Origin of the sequence: Lacunimicrobium album (genome assembly GCF_052161635.1) — a bacterium.
In the GTDB taxonomy this organism is placed as follows: Bacteria; Planctomycetota; Planctomycetia; order Planctomycetales; family Planctomycetaceae; genus SXPC01.
Map to the genome: position 1 here is coordinate 597,284 of NZ_CP197413.1, position 15,962 is coordinate 613,245.

Consider the following 15,962-nt stretch of genomic DNA (forward strand, 5'->3'; position numbering starts at 1 on the left):
CCGCAACGACACAGTTACCTTCCAAGGTGTGAATAACTCTCTGGGTCTGCGGTTAGTTGCTTAGAAACATGACGCTGCGTGCGACGACTTTCTTCTTGCAACAACTGCACAGACACCATTTCGAATCGATCAGGATCGACCATGACGACTGCAACTTCTCAGGATCAAATCACTATTCGCATTGGACATAGCCCGGACCCGGACGATGCGTTCATGTTCCACGCTCTGGCCAACGACAAGATCGAGACCGGGAAATATCGCTATATCCATGAGTTGCAGGATATCGAATCCTTGAATCACCGTGCCCTCAAAGGCGAGCTCGAACTGACAGCCGTCTCGTTGCACGGTTATGCCTACATGACCGACACGTACGCATTATGTGCCTGCGGAGCGAGTGTCGGCGATGGATACGGGCCGATGGTGGTTGCCCGAGAGAATATGTCGATCGAAGCTCTCAAAGGGAAGACGATTGCAGTCCCTGGCAAGCTGACGACGGCTTTTCTGGCTCTCAAGCTGCTGCTGGGCGATAACTTTCATGCTGTCGTTTATCCGTTCGATGAGATCCTCAATGTCGTCGAAGCCGGTAAAGTCGATGCTGGTCTGTGCATTCACGAAGGTCAGCTGACCTATGGTACCCAGGGTTTGAAACTTGTCGTCGATCTGGGTGTCTGGTGGGGCGAGAAGACGGGCCTGCCTTTGCCACTGGGTGGCAATGCGATCCGCAAAGACCTTGGCCATGAAGCCATGGAGACCATCACCCGTCACCTGAAGCAATCAATTGAATACGGCTTAGCTCACCGCAAAGAAGCGCTCGATCACGCCCTCCAGTACGGACGCGATCTGGATCATTCGCAGGCCGATAAGTTTGTCGGGATGTATGTGAATGACTGGACGCTGGATTTCGGTCCTCGCGGCAGGGAAGCAGTCGCCCGACTGCTCGACGAAGGTTACAAGGCAGGAATTATTCCCAATCCGACGCAGCTTGAGTTTATTGGTTAGTCTGGTGGAAGTTGACGCTGCAGGTTCATGAGAAGCGAAGAGTCGTCGATCTTTGCCTATGGCGTTGACAGAATAATGAGGGCGGGACATGGCCTGGCGCCCACCCTCATCCGCCCTTCGGGCACCTTCTCCCCTCAAGGGAGAAGGGACAGTTAAGACGACGGCATCGAAGACGCAAAAAATGCAGCAACATCTTGAGATTCCGATTCGTCGTCGTCACCTCGTGCGATTCAATCCGAAACGGATTCCTCACGCATTTGCAGACGTGCTGGTGATTGGCAGCGGCATTGCCGGCATTCAGGCTGCCCTCGAGATTCCCAACAATCTTGAGACGGTTATCGTCACTAAAGACGTCCTTCAGCTCTCGAATTCCGCCTGGGCGCAGGGCGGGATTGCCGGTGTGTTCGATCCTTCTGATTCGTTCGATAACCATGCTTATGACACGATGATCGCGGGGGCTGGGCTGTGCAATGCGGATGTCGTTGAAGCGGTTGTCAAAGAAGCTCCTGAACTGATCGAGTCAGTCGTTTCGTATGGGGCGAAATTTGACTTTACAGACGGGAAGCTTGCCCTCACGAAAGAAGGCGGCCACAGCCATCGTCGGATCGTCCATGCCCTTGGAGATGCCACCGGTCGCGAAGTCATGCGGGCGATGGTTGACCGGGTCAAAAGCAAACCCGGCACTCAAACCTGGGAACGCACCTTCACGATTGACCTTTTGACTCACGAAGGCCGGTGTGTCGGTGCACTGGTCTGGAACGCACAACACGGCAAGACCTTCATCTGGGCCAAGCAGACGATTCTCGCGACTGGCGGGGCGGGGCAGCTTTATCGCGAGACAACCAACCCGGAGATCGCGACAGGCGACGGGCACGCGTTGGCCTTTCGAGCCGGGGCTCAGTTGCGCGACATGGAGATGATCCAGTTTCACCCGACGGTCCTCTACATCGCGGGGGGATCGCGTCACCTCATCTCCGAAGCAGTCCGTGGCGAAGGAGCCTACCTGCGAGATTCGACTGGCTATCGCTTCATGCAGGACTATCACCCGCAGCTGGAACTGGCTCCACGCGATATCGTCAGCCGGGCGATTACGGATCAGATGGAGAAAACGCAGCATCCGTGCGTTTATCTCGATCTGCGACACCTCGACAAAACGATGGTCGCCAGCCGTTTTCCAAACATCGCAGACGTCTGCTCGAAGTTCGGACTGGACCTGATGCACGATCAGATCCCGGTCCGCCCCGGTGCGCATTACATGATCGGCGGCTTAACGATCGACAAACAGGGCAAGACGACCCTCCCCGGCCTCTGGGCGGCAGGCGAAGTCACCTCCAGCGGGCTTCACGGTGCCAATCGACTGGCGTCCAATTCGCTCCTCGAAGGCCTTTTCTACGGCCAACGAGCCGGACGAGGTGCAGCGGACGTTGCCTCCAACCTGCCAGACCTCTTCACTGCCTGGCCGATGAAGACCTCCGTCGTCGAACCAAATAACGGAGAAGAAGAACAACTCAACATCACCGACCTGCGAAACTCCCTCGCCAGCCTGATGTGGCGGCGCGCGGGGATCGTCCGCAATGTGCAAGGTCTCATGCAGGCGTCCGGCCAGGTCGAGTTCTGGGATCGCTATGTCTGCCGGCGCGAGTTTTCCCAAGTTTTCGGCTGGGAGTTCCAGAACATGCTTTTGATCGCCCGAACGGTTCTCGCGTCCGCAGAGGCAAGACGTGAATCCCGCGGCGTCCACTTCCGCAGTGACTTCCCGGAGACTGATTCTGACATGGCTAGACACATCACCGTCCAGGCAACCGCAGAAGCCTGAATTTGCTCGAAATTAGGATGGTTTGCAGTCCATCTCTGCAGGTCTCCGGCTGAATTTGCTACCATCATGACCGCCTCGATGTTTTACCGCATCAGGTCATATGATTGACTTAATGATTTCGTTCATCACGATCAGACGAATGATACCGAGTCGCTGTCATGCGCGATGATTTGCGACCGCCGTTGAGATTCGATGTGAGAAAAGATGCAGCCGACAAGTCTTGAGATTCTGGCCACGATTCTGTTTGTTCTCGCAGTTCTTCACACCTTCACGGTGAAGCGATTTGCTCATTGGGCTCACAAATACCCGAAGGGTTCAATTCCGGAGAACCTGTTGCACTTCCTGGCTGAGACGGAAGTCGTCTTCGGATTGTGGGCAGCGGTGCTGTTTGTCGGAATTGCTGCGTTGGAAGGATCGGTGGAAAAGGCGGTCGAGTACATCGAAAGCCTGAATTATACCGAAGCCAAGTTCGTCCTCGTCGTGATGGTGATTGCCGCGACGCGACCGATCGTCGCACTGGGTGAAAAGATTCTCAATGCCGGGGCACGTCTGCTGCCCGTTCCGGAATCGGTTGGCTTCTATATGACTGCCCTCGCGATTGGGCCATTGCTGGGATCGTTCATTACGGAACCGGCTGCGATGACCCTGCTGGCGATTCTGCTCAAACGTCGCTACTTCGATCATGGCCTGAGTACGAGGTTGGCCTATGCGACACTGGGGCTGCTGTTCGTCAATATTTCGATTGGTGGAACGCTGACGCACTTTGCCGCTCCGCCGGTGTTGATGGTCGCACATAAATGGCATTGGGATTCGCTCTTCATGATGACGCATTTCGGCTGGCGAGCCGCGATCAGCACGGTTGTCTCCACCATCATTGTGACCATGATTTTTCGACGCGAATTATTGGCGATTGGCGATTGTGAAAAGCAGACGCAGCAGGTTCCAGGCTGGCTGACGGTCTTGCACGTGATGTTCCTGGCGTCGGTGGTCTATTTCGCACACCATCCGGATGTCTTCTTTGGAATCGCGATGCTCTTCCTGGGACTCACTACAGCGACTCGTGAATATCAGGATCAACTCAAGCTGCGCGAAGGGCTGCTGGTTGGTTTCTTCCTGGCGGGCTTAGTGACACTAGGGAGCCTGCAGCAGTACTGGCTCAAGCCTCTGATCGCCTCGCTGGACGGCGCGATGCTCTTCTTCGGTGCGACTGCGCTGACTGCGATTACCGACAACGCAGCACTGACCTATCTCGGATCGCTGGTCGAAGGGATCAGCGATGATCTGAAGTATGCGTTGGTCGCGGGGGCGGTCACCGGGGGTGGATTAACGGTCATTGCCAACGCGCCGAACCCTGCGGGAGTGGGGATTTTGCAGACGTCAAAAACATTCGGTTCGGTTGGGATTAGTCCGTTGGGATTGCTCATGGGAGCGCTCGGACCAACAGCGATCGCGATTGTGTGTTTTTGGTTCATTTAGCAGCGGAATGTGTTGGTTTTGCAGCGGGAGGGCGAGCCGCTATTTCGTGTTGTAAAGTCACTACAACGAATCGACGATACCTTCCCTCAAAGGCCTGAAGGGCCGTCATCTGTCAGCCCAGGGTGAAACCCTGGGTTAACGATCACGCAAACGAAATCACCACCCTGAAGGGGTGGGGTCAACTTGAGAATCACGGTGAGCCGTCCCTACAGGACGGGAGGTGGGTGTTTCGGCCGTAGCCCCAGGGTTTCACCCTGGGCTGGTTGAAATCGTCCCTTCAGGACGGAGACAGGAACGCGAGGCCATCGTTCAAACTCGCTGCGGATCGTTCCGCATTGCCTTCCGTTGCACGCATGCAACGGAAGGCACGCCATTGGATGCATATGATGGAACGCATGACAGGCGGCACGGACGGAGCCTCGTTCTCGAATTGAACGGGCAGAAACATGCTCACGGCCGTTTGCTCCACATGGTCTGCATGCTGAGTTTCAGGAAGTCGTATTTGCTGAGTTTGGGGCGGGATTCGAGGACGGCAAAATTGTGCTTTTCGATCTTGTCGAGAATTGCCAACCCGCCGCGGATGAAGAGGCTGATATCGAAGCGGAAATCTTTCGGGACGTTGTCAACGAGAGGCCAGCCGGTTTCGAGGAAGCGTCTGGCACGTCGAACTTCCATGGCGAGTAATTCACGAAACGCTGGGGTAGAGATGCCTTTGGCGATGTCGGCTTCCGTAATGCCGAACTGATCCATGGATGATTTAGGGAGGTAGATGCGGTCGATCTTCTGATAGTCGCGGGCGACGTCCTGCCAGAAGTTGGCGAGTTGGAGACCTGTGCAGATGCTGTCGGAAAGTGGAAAGTTCAGGTCATTGGCGGAGCGGGCAAGGTAAAGGACGAGTCGGCCGACAGGGTCCGCGGAGCGTTTGCAGTAATCGTGAAGCTGGTCGAAATCATTGTACCGCGTAATCGTCTGATCCTGCTCGAAGGCCGAGATCAGGTCTTCGAAGGGTTTTGAGGGGATTTCATACGCTCTGACAGTCTCCTTCAACGCGACCATGACCGGGTGACGGGGAGAATCAGCGTAACAGGCCGCCAGTTCGTCGCGCCACCAGCCGAGGTGCTCAAGGGCTCGGTCTCGGTTTCCCAGTTCGTCGCCGAGATCGTCTGCCCAGCGGCAAAAAGCATAGATGTTGTAGAAGTCCTGAACGATGTACTTCGGCAAAAGTCGGGTCACAACCGGGAAATTCTCGTAGTGCGACAGAGCCAGTTGTTTGCAGTACGCCTGGGCATTGACGACTGACATCGGCTCTGATGTTGAGCCGGGACCAAAGCGTTTTAGTTCGTCTTCGAGAGCGGAAATCGCCATGAGTGGCCAATCGGGTGGGGGAGACTCAAACGGTGTACATTCAGAAATAGAATGTTCTGCCTCGCGAGCCTAAAGTGAAAAACAAATCTATCGCGACCGCGGGCAGGATAAAAATTTTGGTGGAAACATGGTATATTACCGAACTTTTCCGCGATTGCTTCTTCCCGAAAGTGAATTTCTCGATGCCGGTGCCTCAGGTTGTTATCGTTGGTCGACCGAATGTCGGCAAAAGCAGCATTATGAACTGGCTGGCTGGGAAGTTCGTGTCCGTCGTCGATCCGACCGCTGGCGTGACTCGTGACCGGGTCGAATACCTGTTCCATGAGAAGGAGCGATACTTCGAGCTCGTCGATACTGGCGGTATCGGCATTGTCGATGAAGATAACCTCTCGGAACACATCGAGCACCAGATTCAGATCGGGATTGAGAGTGCGGATCTGATCCTGTTTGTCGTCGACGGAACCGCAGGGGTCACTGCGCTCGATGAAGAAGTCGCCTCGCGCGTCCGGAAGATCGGCGTGCCTGTGATGCTGGTCGTCAACAAATGCGACTCGACCAAGACCGATCTGGAGATTCCGCAGTTTTATAAACTGATGAATGTCCCTTCGATCATGACGAGCGTGAAAGCGAATCGGAATCGCAGGGAACTGCTCGCAGACATCCTCGAGATGCTGCCGGAAGCCGACGAAGATGAGATGGCCGAGGGGGATGAGCTTTCGACAGAACCCGAACTCAAACTGGCGATCGTCGGTCGTCGGAATGTCGGCAAGAGTACGTTCATCAATGCGATCGCCCAGACAGACCGAATGATCGTCAGCGAAGTGCCCGGCACGACCCGCGACAGTGTCGACCTGCGTTTCGAACTCGATGAGAAGACGTTCGTTGCGATCGATACGCCAGGGGTTCGCAAGAAGAAGAGCCTCGCCAGCGACATCGAGTTTTATAGCCTCGTGCGTGCCCAGAAGAGTATTCGTCGAGCCGATGTCGTCCTGATGTTTTTCAACTCTCAGGAAACGATTTCGTCCGTTGATAAGAAACTGGTCTCCGAGATCCAGTCGCATTACAAGCCCTGTATTTTCGTCGTCAATAAATGGGACCTTGGTAAAGAAGCCGGGATGACGCCGGATCGGTGGACGGAGTATCTGCAGAGATCCTTCTCGTCCATGCGACACGTACCAGTGGCCTACATCACAGCCAAGGACGATCACAATACGAAGCGGGTGATCAATCTGGCCCAGTCGATCTACAAACAATCCATCCTGCGGATGTCGACGGGCAAGCTCAACAAGATCGTCCACGGGGCGATGGATGCGAATCCTGCTCCGATGCGAAAGGGGCGCATCCCGAAGATTTACTTCGCGACCCAAGTCGCGATTCAGCCGCCGACGATTGTGCTCAAAGTCAACGACCCCGAGATTTTCGACACGGCGTGGCAGCGATATATGGCCGGGGTTTTGCGAGAGACACTGCCGTTTAAAGAAGTGCCGATCAAGATTATTTACCGTCCGAGAACGCAAGAGGAGAGCGAAGACGGGAATTGATGGCTTGGGAGACTGGATCGATGTCAGGTAGGCGAATGCTGACTTCTCCCAATAAAAAATTGAGCTATGCCGACTCTCGTTTGAAAGTCGCGTGACGAATGACTTCCAAGGCCAGGGATTCGCTGCAGCCGTAGAGGCCGGAGCCCCACGCGGCGTTGGTTTCGACGACGGCCCAGCGGCCGTCGGAGAGGGTGCCGACGTCGAGAACGATGGCTTGGGGGGTGAAGTAGGTTGTTGCTTTTAAGACTTCTTCGGCGAAGGTGATGAGGCTGTGTTGTTCTTCGGGAGTGAACGCGAACTGCGTTTCACGAGCTAATTCGCCGGAGCGTAGATAGGGAGAGAACATCAAGACTTTGCCGTCGAGGCAAAAGCAGCGGAATTCGTCTTTCCACTCGACTGGCTCGATGACGAGGACGGGCAGGTCGTCTTCATAGTCTGTGGGAAGCTCGCTGCCTGTCGGGAAGACTTGTGCTTGAAAGAGTTTTTCGTTCGGCGGTTTGATGAAGCGAGGTTGAGTGAGTTGGCGGGCTTCGACGAGTGTGAGAAGTTCGACATCGCGATGACGGAACTCTCTGGGGACACGAACAAGCCAGTCTTCGGAGGCTTCCGAAAGCTGCAGGCCGAGGTTCTCTGCGATGGTGGGAGCGAACAGGGCTTCGATATAAAGAATGATTTCAGAATCATCCAGTTCGGGAATAGTGATCCCGCGAACTCGTTGGACAGACCATCCGCGGTCGACCGCTGCTCGCCAGAGAAGCTGGTTGTCTTCGGTGTGACGCGACGAAAGGAGAAGCGTCGCCATTATTGTTACTCCATAGGAGCCACAGTGACGGCGAATTCCAGGCGTGTCGCAGGTTTGCCTTCGGACATGACTTTGCCGTTGAACAGGTAAACGTCGCCCATTTTTTCCGTCAGTTCGGCTTCGATCTGGACCGTCTGTCCTGGCCGCATGATCTTGCGGAACTGGACATTGTTGACACGGGTGACGACGGGGACTTTGCCTTCCACCACCGGGGCAATCTTCGACATCAGAATCGCAGCCGCCTGAAAGGTCATCTCGCAGCCGATGACGCCCGGGAGGATGGGGTAGGCAGGATAGTGACCAGCGAAGAGATCGATCTTGGGATCAAGAGTTTTCTTCGCAACAATCTTCGACTCGGTGAGTTCGACGACTTCATCAACCCAGAGGAAGGGCTCACGGTGAGGAATGGCGGCTTTGATTTCATCGAGATGCATAAAGAATTTTTTACCACAGAGGTCACGGAGTAACACGGAGTCTCACAGAGAAGACAGACAAAGAGTTTCAGAAAGTCTTCTCTGAGAGACTCCGTGATCCCCTGTGTTCTCTGTGGTGAAATCTCTCAAACAGCGGCTGAGGTGCGAGTGGCGGCGAGGTATTTATCAAGTTCGTTGGAAACGATGACGCCGTAGTTCATCGCCCCCAGCCAGCCGGACATGATGATCCCGACTGAGCCAGCGTGGTAGAGGCCTTTGATTTGTTCCGGGAGGGTCTGAGAGACTTTCAGGCCTTCAAACTTGGTGCCAAACGATGCGCCGGCTGGGTGATGAGTGTAGTGCTGGAACGTACGAGGCGTTGAAGCTTCGACCCAGTCCATTTTCTGTCGGACGTCCGGGATGTATTTTTCCAGGCAGTCGAGAGTTGTTTCGCAGAGCTGCTTTTTGTCGGCTTCGTACTGCTCTTCGCTGAGATTCGCCCAGTCTTCGTAGTTCGCGTTCGTCGAGGAGACGATGAGATAGCGATCGTTCTCCGGGCGCGTCTCCGGATAGTACAGCGAGAAGGTTCGGCTGCTGATGTCTTTGCTGAGCATCGACTTGATATCGAAGCCGGAGTGTTCCGAGTGGAACAGCAGGTCGCCGATATAGTCGAACTTCTCGCCTTCTTTGAGGGCGATATAGACCTGACAGCTGCTGTTGTTGAGGCGGACGGCGTTCGTCTCGGCGACGTAAGCAGGATCAAAGTGTTCCTCGCCCACGAGCTTGAGAATCGTATTCTTCAAATTGGAGTTCGACAGGACTGCATCGCAAGTAATGCGCTTGCCTCCGACGTGCACTGCGGTGACTCGCTTATCGGGAGAGACTTCGACTTTCTCGACGAGCGAGCGGATGCGGATATCGACGCCGTTGCGTTCGAGTTCGTCTTTCATCTGCAACACGAGCTTGTCGGTGCCGCCCTGGAACGTGAAGACCCCTTTGCTCATGAAGTTCGAGAAGACGATGCCGTAGGTGATGGCAGGGTCTTCGAGGGTCGAGCCGTTGGCGTAGGTGATCGGTTCCATGAGCAAACGAACGACATCTGACCTACCGGGGAAGAACTTTTCAAACAGCTCCCGGGTGGTCATCTGCTGGTCGTCGTAGAAGTTCATGCTGCGAGCGGTGTCAAAGAAGGCTTTGACGGTCTCGGCTGGGATCTTGAACTTCTCGATCATGATATTCGTGAAGTCTTCGCGGTCGAAGGTCGTTTCGAGGGAGAACTGTGGATTCTCGAAACGGACCCCTTTGAGCTGGACGATCGAGTCTGCGATCTCCTTGGTCCAGTATTTCCGGCAGCTTTTGACCATCCCGTTGGGAAAGCCGTGCAGGGAGATATCGAAGATGTGTCCGCCGCGACGTTTGAACCAGGTCGCCAGTCCACCGAGCTGATAATGGTGCTCGAGGAGGAGGACAGAATAGCCCTGTTTGGCGAGGACGTTCGCACCCGTCAGGCCAGCCAGGCCGCTGCCGATCACGATGACGTCGTAATGATCTTTGACATCCTTGAGAAAATCTTTAGCCATGGCCTCTTCTGCTGTGAAAGACGTGTCGAAACGCGGAATACAGAAGTGTAGCAGACGGGAAGCGATTTTCCACAGAGGGGAAGCAGCAGGGCAAATTGCCACAGTTAGAAGAGAAGAAGCAGACTTCAACCACGGATGGACACAGATAGACACGGATGAAGAGAGCGGAACGAAACTGGCTGGTTTTAACGAGAAGGCATAACAAAGAAGCCCGCGACCACTTTGGGTGGCAGCGGGTTTAAATGCGTGTGGGCTGGTTGAAATGTTTTGGCAGGGACAGGTTCGTCCCATAGAAAATTTTAGCGGTAGCGGGCCAGCCAATGGGCATAGGGGGAGGGGAGGGTTTGCCAGGCCGCGTTTTCAATGCCCAGTTCCGTGGCGGCGAAGTACGGCCAGTGGGGATTGGCCAGGAACGGGCGGCCGATCGTGGCGAAGTCGATCTTGCCTTCGCGGATGAGTGTATCGGCCCCGGTTGGGCCGTCGATGTACCAGCTGGTGGTGCCGGGGAGTCCTGTTTCACGGAGCACGCGGCTGGCGATCTCGCCCAGGAAGTTCGGGCCCCAGGGAATCTGGGCGTCCGGCGTATTGAAGCCGATGGAGACATCGACGGTATCGAGGCCGAGCTGTTTCATCTTCTTCAGCAGTTCGATGGATTCGATGAGTCTCTGTTCGTCATTACCATCGAATTCAACGACGCTGAAACGGACTGCGAGCGGACGATTTTCCGGCCAGACTTTTCGAACAGCGGCGAGGGTCTCGAGTGCGTAACGACCGCGATTTTCTGCGCTCCCGCCGTAATGATCGGTTCGTTTGTTGGAGAGGGGCGACCAGAAGTTCTGGGCAAGGTAGCCGTGGGCGAAGTGCATTTGCAGCCACTCGAAGCCGAGGTCACGGGCACGCTCGACGGATTTGACGGTATCCGCCTGGACGCGTGCAATCTCTTCCAAAGACATTTCGCGCGGAACCCGCGGAAGATTGGCGCCGAACGGGACCGCTGAGGGGGCAATCGTCTCCCAGGAATTCGGCTGTCCTTCGGGAATATGGTCATCGCCTTCCCAGGGACGGTTGGCAGAGGCTTTACGCCCTGCGTGGGCAATCTGGATTCCGGGGACCGCGCCCCATTCTTTAATGGCTTTGATGATCGGTTCGAGGGCCGCGGCTTGCTCATCGTTCCACAGACCTGCATCCCCCCAGGAGATCCGCCCTTCGGGGGAGACAGCCGTTGCTTCGAGGATGACGAGTCCTGCCCCACCACGGGCCAGAGAGGTGTAGTGGACTTTGTGCCAATCGTTGGCGACGCCGTCGATCGACATGTACTGGCACATCGGAGAGACCACGATGCGATTGCGGAGGGTGACGTCTTTGAGAGTGAACGTGTCGAACAGACCGGGCATGGTGGGACCTATCAATGTCGGTGTATCAAAAGCGCGAACAACATTGTCGCAGTAGCATTCGAGAGAGTCGAGTCGTCGAAGAAAACCTTACACGTTTTGAATCAAGGGTAGTCCGGGTTGTCCCAACCCGGACGGCGAAGCCGCAAGAAACACGGTCATTCGCGAGTTGGACGTCGATTGCAGTGGTTCTCTTCGGGTTGGGACAACCCGAGCTACCCGGAGTTTTGTTAGGGCGCGGAGAGGATGTGATTATTCGCCATCGTGATGCCGGAGAGCATGGAGCCGATGATGCCGAGGAAGCCCTGATCGGTGCCGCAGAGATAGAGGTTGTTGATGGGCGTTTTGCCCTGCAGGTGTTTAACAGGTGACCCATAGACGCAGCCGTTGAGGTGGCCGGTGAAGCGTTTGATCGTCTTGGGTGTGAACATGTCGATGTCGAGGATCTGGCTGCGGAAGTCGGGCATGTAGGCGAGGGAGGCGTTGTAGATGCGTTGTTCCCAGTCTTCTTTGGCGGCGATGTAGACATCGGGATCGAGGTTCAGCCAGTAGTCGGGATTGGCGAGCGCGGTAATGCGCATGATCCCTTCTTGTAGGAGGACCTCGTTGCCGAGTTCGTCGAGGCCGTAGTTGAAGTTGTTGGGGGAGCAGATGATGCCGCTGCGGAGGTCGCAGGGTTCAGTGGGGACGTCGTAAGTGAATTCCGGGGCGCGGTTATAGAAGACGATCGTCGGGTCGTGGCCGAGGTCTCGTGGCTGGTCTTTGATGACGTAGATCGTTTCGCAGAAGCTGATGTCCCCGGGGCGGAACGAAGGGCTTTCCTCGGGGATGCGTTCATATCCGGGGCACAGCTTCAATGTCTCTGCCACGCCGATGGAGGAGAGGACATGGTCGGCTTCGAGCTGGGTGCCATCATCGAGTACGACGCCGTAGGCTTTGCCGTCTTTAACGAGAATCTGCTGAACGCCGTGACGGAGTTTGAGCTCGCCGCCCTGCTCCTTGAATTGTCGGACGAGCTTTTTGAGGATTTGTCGGACCCCGGCATAGGGACGTCCGAAGCCCTGCTGGAAGATGCTCTTGAACATGACAACGAACTGGCTGAAGTCCATGTCGCGAGGAGTCGCACTGCCGTAGAACATCAGCGGGCAGAAGAGCAGGTCGATGAGGACCGGATCGGTGAGATGACGCTGGAGGACGACGCGGGCGGAGACGGGTTCCTGGGAGAGATCGAGTTCGTCGAACGTGTTGATCGCGTTGACCAGGTTGGCGAAGCCGTCTTTTTGAGACGGAAATTCCCGTTCGACTTCGCTGTGAAAGAAGGCGAAATCGTTCGTGAATTTGACATCGTGACCCGGGAAGGAAACGACCGAGCCCTTCTGCGGCGAGAGATCGAAGTCATCCCAGCTGATGCGGAGCTGGCGAAGCAGTTTGCTCAAAGGGCCGACTTTGGTCCCTTTGGTCGCATAGTTGGTGACCGCATGGAGCCCGACGTCGTAATTCCGCCCGCGCAGACGGTAAAGCGAATTGAGCCCGCCGATGGTGGTGTGGCGTTCGAGAATGACAACCGGCTGATCGTAGTACGCCAACCGAATCCCGGCCGCGAGCCCGGACATTCCCGCACCGATGATGATGGTTCCGTATTTCACGTTCTGAATCATGCACCCTGAGTTTTTTTGCCACAGAGGACACAGAGGTCTCAGAGAAGAGATATGATTGGATTCAACATTCTCATTGCATTACTCTCTGTGAACTCTGTGCCCTCTGTGGCTACTTCTTCCTCGGTCTGACTACTTGGCGGGGGTGTCTTTGAGGATCGGGGTCAGGTATTTGACGGTGCTGTCCATCGAGACGAGGTTGGGGTAGTCTTCTTCGGGGATCTGGACGCGGTATTGCTTGCGCAGTTCCATGACGATGTCGAGGAAGTCCATGCTGTCAAGTTCCATCTGTTGACGGAAGGAGACGGAATCGTCGAGGTTGGAGAGATCTTCGTCAGGTGCGATCCGCGAGAGAATATCGAGAATGACCTGCCTGATATCCGAAGGTGCCATGGAAGAAGTGTCCCTTGTATCCGTTGCCTGGGATAAGCGTCTGATTGATCGCAATTCATGTCAAAAATGAAGACACAGAGGGTTAACACCCCCCGCTCGCCTAAGCAGTGTAAGATGACAGAATCAATACCGTTTGACAATTACCACGGAATTGATTCCCAGCATCCCAAAAGAATTATTGAGAATATAGTCAACCTTGCTCAATTTTCGAGGCTCGTTAATGACAAGGCCTGGAAGCTGGCAGCGTTCGTCGATGTTGTCGAGGTTGATGGTGGCGTGGGCGTAATGATCCTGGAACGAAGGAATATTGCCCAGCAGCTCCAGCGCACCGGCTGCTCCCATGGCGTGCCCGATGAAGCTCTTGGTGTTGTTGATCGAGACGTTGGTGCCTGCGAAGACTTTGTTGAGGGCTTTGCATTCCTCGATATCACCCTGTTCGGTCGCCGTTGCGTGGCTGCTGACGATATCGATGTCGGACGCCTGCAGGCCGGCACGCTTGAGGGCCAGATGGATGCATTCTGACTGGCGGTTGGAATCCGGCAGCACGAAGTCGGTGGCATCGGAATTCATGGCGTAGCCGACGATTTCCCCGTAAATTTTCGCACCGCGGGCTTTGGCGTCAGAGAGACGTTCGACGGTACAGATTCCGCCCCCTTCGGCGACAACAATCCCATTGCGGTTGATATCGAAGGGGCGAGAGGCTTTTGTCGCGTCCGCATTGTGGGCGAGGGCGCCTTGGCTGGCAAAGCTGGCGAAGATGCCGAAGGTGTGAATGCTTTCCGAGACGCCACCCGCGATCGCAAGGTCGACTTCGCCAAGACGGAGCATTTGGGCAGCCTGGATGAAACCGGCGTTTCCCGCGGCGCAGGCGGCTCCGACGGTCAGGTGCGGGCCAGTAATGCCCATGTTGATCGTGACTTCGCCGGCCGGATTATTGGCGACCGTGCGGGGGTTGTGGTGGTGAGTCCAGACCTTCGTATCGTAATCGAATTTGGAGATTTCGTAGACTTCGTTCTCCGTCTCGACGTTGCCGTGTTCGGTGATTCCCAGGTAAACGCCGACGCGGTCTTTCGGGTAATCCAGCCAGTTGATACCGGAGTCGATGACGGCTTCGTTGGCGCAATAGACCGAGATCGAGCCGACGCGGGTTCCTCGACGCAGGTCTTTACGCTTCTGGTACTTAAGTTCGTCGAAGTTACAGACACCCGCCAGGGTTTTGCCCATGTAGCGTGTCTCGTAATCGACAACGCCCGACTTGCCGGCCAGCAGATTGGCTCGGAATTCGGCGAGGTGATTGCCGTTTGGAGAGGTCAGCCCGACACCCGTCAGCACGATTCTCTGGTCATCGGGAAGTTCGTGAGCGGGGACGAAAGAAGGACGGGTCGCTGACACTGGCATCAATTCTCGCAGTTGGAAAAGGGCTCGAATAGCAAACCGAAGCGTAGCGGTTAGCGAGCAGATTGGCAAGTTTTTGCCCGCTTTTCTGAAATGTAGCGGATTATTTGGAGGAGAACAGTCACTGAAATGTCACCAGGTTCGAGTTATGAGTCATGAGGAACAGCCATGACAGTACTCCTCAGGCGGCTTTTTTCTTCTGCTTAACCCACTGCAGCATGCCGGATTTGACCCAGCGGGCCGCGTGCGTGGTATTGGTCATGACCTTAGGCCGCTGGCGGAAGGCGATGCTGTAACAGCGGGCGGCGTCTGAGTATTTGCCGTGGATATAATAGGAGCGGGCCAGGGATAATGTGCGACGGAGAATGAAGTCGTTGCGGTATTTCAGACAGCTGGCGGGAAGTTTTTCTGAATCGAAAAGGAGGTCGACAGTGCTCAGGCCGGTGGATTCGATGCGTCCGAGATTATCACGTGCTCGGCCTTCGTGGGTGTAAATCTCAGCGAGGGCATGAGGAATACGGACCGCCTGATGGGTCGCCAGGCAGTGCCCGAAGAAGACGAGGTCTTCTCCATTCGTGACACCAGCGGGATAGCCAAACTGGGTGTAGACGTCTCTCGCGACAATGATGGCACCGTGGACGATGCCGAAGTCACGATTGACGAATGCTGCGAATGTTTTTTCCGGCGACTCAAACTCGGGCTGCATTCTCGCGGTTTTGTGATGGCCGTGTTCGTTGATGGAGACATGGTGGCCGAGGTGAATTTTGATGCGCGGGTGGAGAGAAACGCTTTCGAAGATATGGACGAGAGCTTGGGAATCGAGGGCATCATCCGCATCGAAGCAGAGGATGTAGCTGCCTTTCGCGAGGCTGATCCCGTGATTTCGGGCCACCGAAACGCCGGCATTTTCCTGGCGGATGTAGCGGATGCGGTTGTCGGTGCGGACGAAACGCTGCATCACATGGGCAGTGTCATCCTTAGAACCATCGTCGACAACGATGAGCTCCCAGTCAGAAAACGCCTGGACGAGGACCGATTCGATGGCGCGAGGCAGATAGGCGGCGTAGTTGTAGCTCGGCACGACCAGCGAAAACAGCGGCATGTCGGGGCCCTCCTGGCAAAAAAGAAAACCCCCG

13 protein-coding genes are annotated in these 15,962 nt (G+C 55.6%); 4 read left to right on the forward strand and 9 right to left on the reverse strand.

The genetic code is table 11. From position 1 onward, the window contains the following. Positions 1–141: 141 nt before the first annotated feature. From SH248x_RS02360 to SH248x_RS02370, 3 genes are all read left to right on the forward strand, one after another. Positions 142–999 (forward strand): menaquinone biosynthesis family protein, encoded by an 858-nt coding sequence (locus SH248x_RS02360; protein WP_459556916.1) that lies wholly within the window; start codon positions 142–144, stop codon positions 997–999. Between the two features lie 181 nt (positions 1,000–1,180). Beyond that, the gene (gene nadB, locus SH248x_RS02365; RefSeq protein ID WP_459556918.1) at positions 1,181–2,815 is read left to right on the forward strand and encodes an L-aspartate oxidase; all 1,635 of its coding nucleotides are present in this window, start codon (positions 1,181–1,183) and stop codon (positions 2,813–2,815) included. 204 nt (positions 2,816–3,019) lie between these two features. Next, entirely contained in the window at positions 3,020–4,291 is a 1,272-nt protein-coding gene (locus SH248x_RS02370; protein ID WP_459556919.1) for a putative Na+/H+ antiporter, read from the forward strand. Between the two features lie 450 nt (positions 4,292–4,741). Here the strand turns inward: SH248x_RS02370 and hpnC are convergent, their stop codons facing one another. Continuing rightward, a complete protein-coding gene (hpnC, locus tag SH248x_RS02375) occupies positions 4,742–5,656 on the reverse strand; it encodes a phytoene/squalene synthase family protein (RefSeq protein WP_459556920.1) in 915 nt (304 codons plus the stop codon). A gap of 182 nt (positions 5,657–5,838) precedes the next feature. Here hpnC and der point away from each other — a divergent pair, with 182 nt between their 5' ends. After that, entirely contained in the window at positions 5,839–7,197 is a 1,359-nt protein-coding gene (der, locus tag SH248x_RS02380) for a ribosome biogenesis GTPase Der (RefSeq protein ID WP_459558569.1), read from the forward strand. Between the two features lie 64 nt (positions 7,198–7,261). On the opposite strand, the gene SH248x_RS02385 is transcribed toward der, so the two are convergent. From SH248x_RS02385 to SH248x_RS02420, 8 genes are all read right to left on the reverse strand, one after another. Further along, complete coding sequence (locus SH248x_RS02385; protein WP_459556921.1) at positions 7,262–7,999, reverse strand: ATP-grasp domain-containing protein; 738 nt, start codon at positions 7,997–7,999, stop codon at positions 7,262–7,264. A 5-nt stretch (positions 8,000–8,004) separates the two neighbouring features. After that, complete coding sequence (locus SH248x_RS02390) at positions 8,005–8,433, reverse strand: 3-hydroxyacyl-ACP dehydratase FabZ family protein (RefSeq protein ID WP_459556922.1); 429 nt, start codon at positions 8,431–8,433, stop codon at positions 8,005–8,007. Between the two features lie 125 nt (positions 8,434–8,558). Then, positions 8,559–9,992, reverse strand: a complete 1,434-nt coding sequence (locus tag SH248x_RS02395; protein WP_459556923.1) for a phytoene desaturase family protein — start codon at positions 9,990–9,992, stop codon at positions 8,559–8,561. A gap of 299 nt (positions 9,993–10,291) precedes the next feature. After that, positions 10,292–11,386 (reverse strand): NADH:flavin oxidoreductase/NADH oxidase, encoded by a 1,095-nt coding sequence (locus SH248x_RS02400; protein ID WP_459556925.1) that lies wholly within the window; start codon positions 11,384–11,386, stop codon positions 10,292–10,294. A 227-nt stretch (positions 11,387–11,613) separates the two neighbouring features. Then, the gene (locus SH248x_RS02405; RefSeq protein WP_459556926.1) at positions 11,614–13,041 is read right to left on the reverse strand and encodes a phytoene desaturase family protein; all 1,428 of its coding nucleotides are present in this window, start codon (positions 13,039–13,041) and stop codon (positions 11,614–11,616) included. A 129-nt stretch (positions 13,042–13,170) separates the two neighbouring features. Further along, positions 13,171–13,431 carry an acyl carrier protein gene (locus tag SH248x_RS02410; protein WP_459556927.1) on the reverse strand — a complete coding sequence of 87 codons (261 nt, stop codon included), beginning with the start codon at positions 13,429–13,431 and terminating at the stop codon, positions 13,171–13,173. 123 nt (positions 13,432–13,554) lie between these two features. Next, the gene (locus SH248x_RS02415; protein WP_459556928.1) at positions 13,555–14,829 is read right to left on the reverse strand and encodes a beta-ketoacyl-[acyl-carrier-protein] synthase family protein; all 1,275 of its coding nucleotides are present in this window, start codon (positions 14,827–14,829) and stop codon (positions 13,555–13,557) included. Between the two features lie 178 nt (positions 14,830–15,007). Then, complete coding sequence (locus SH248x_RS02420) at positions 15,008–15,928, reverse strand: glycosyltransferase family 2 protein (protein ID WP_459556929.1); 921 nt, start codon at positions 15,926–15,928, stop codon at positions 15,008–15,010. Between the last annotated feature and the right edge of the window lie 34 nt (positions 15,929–15,962).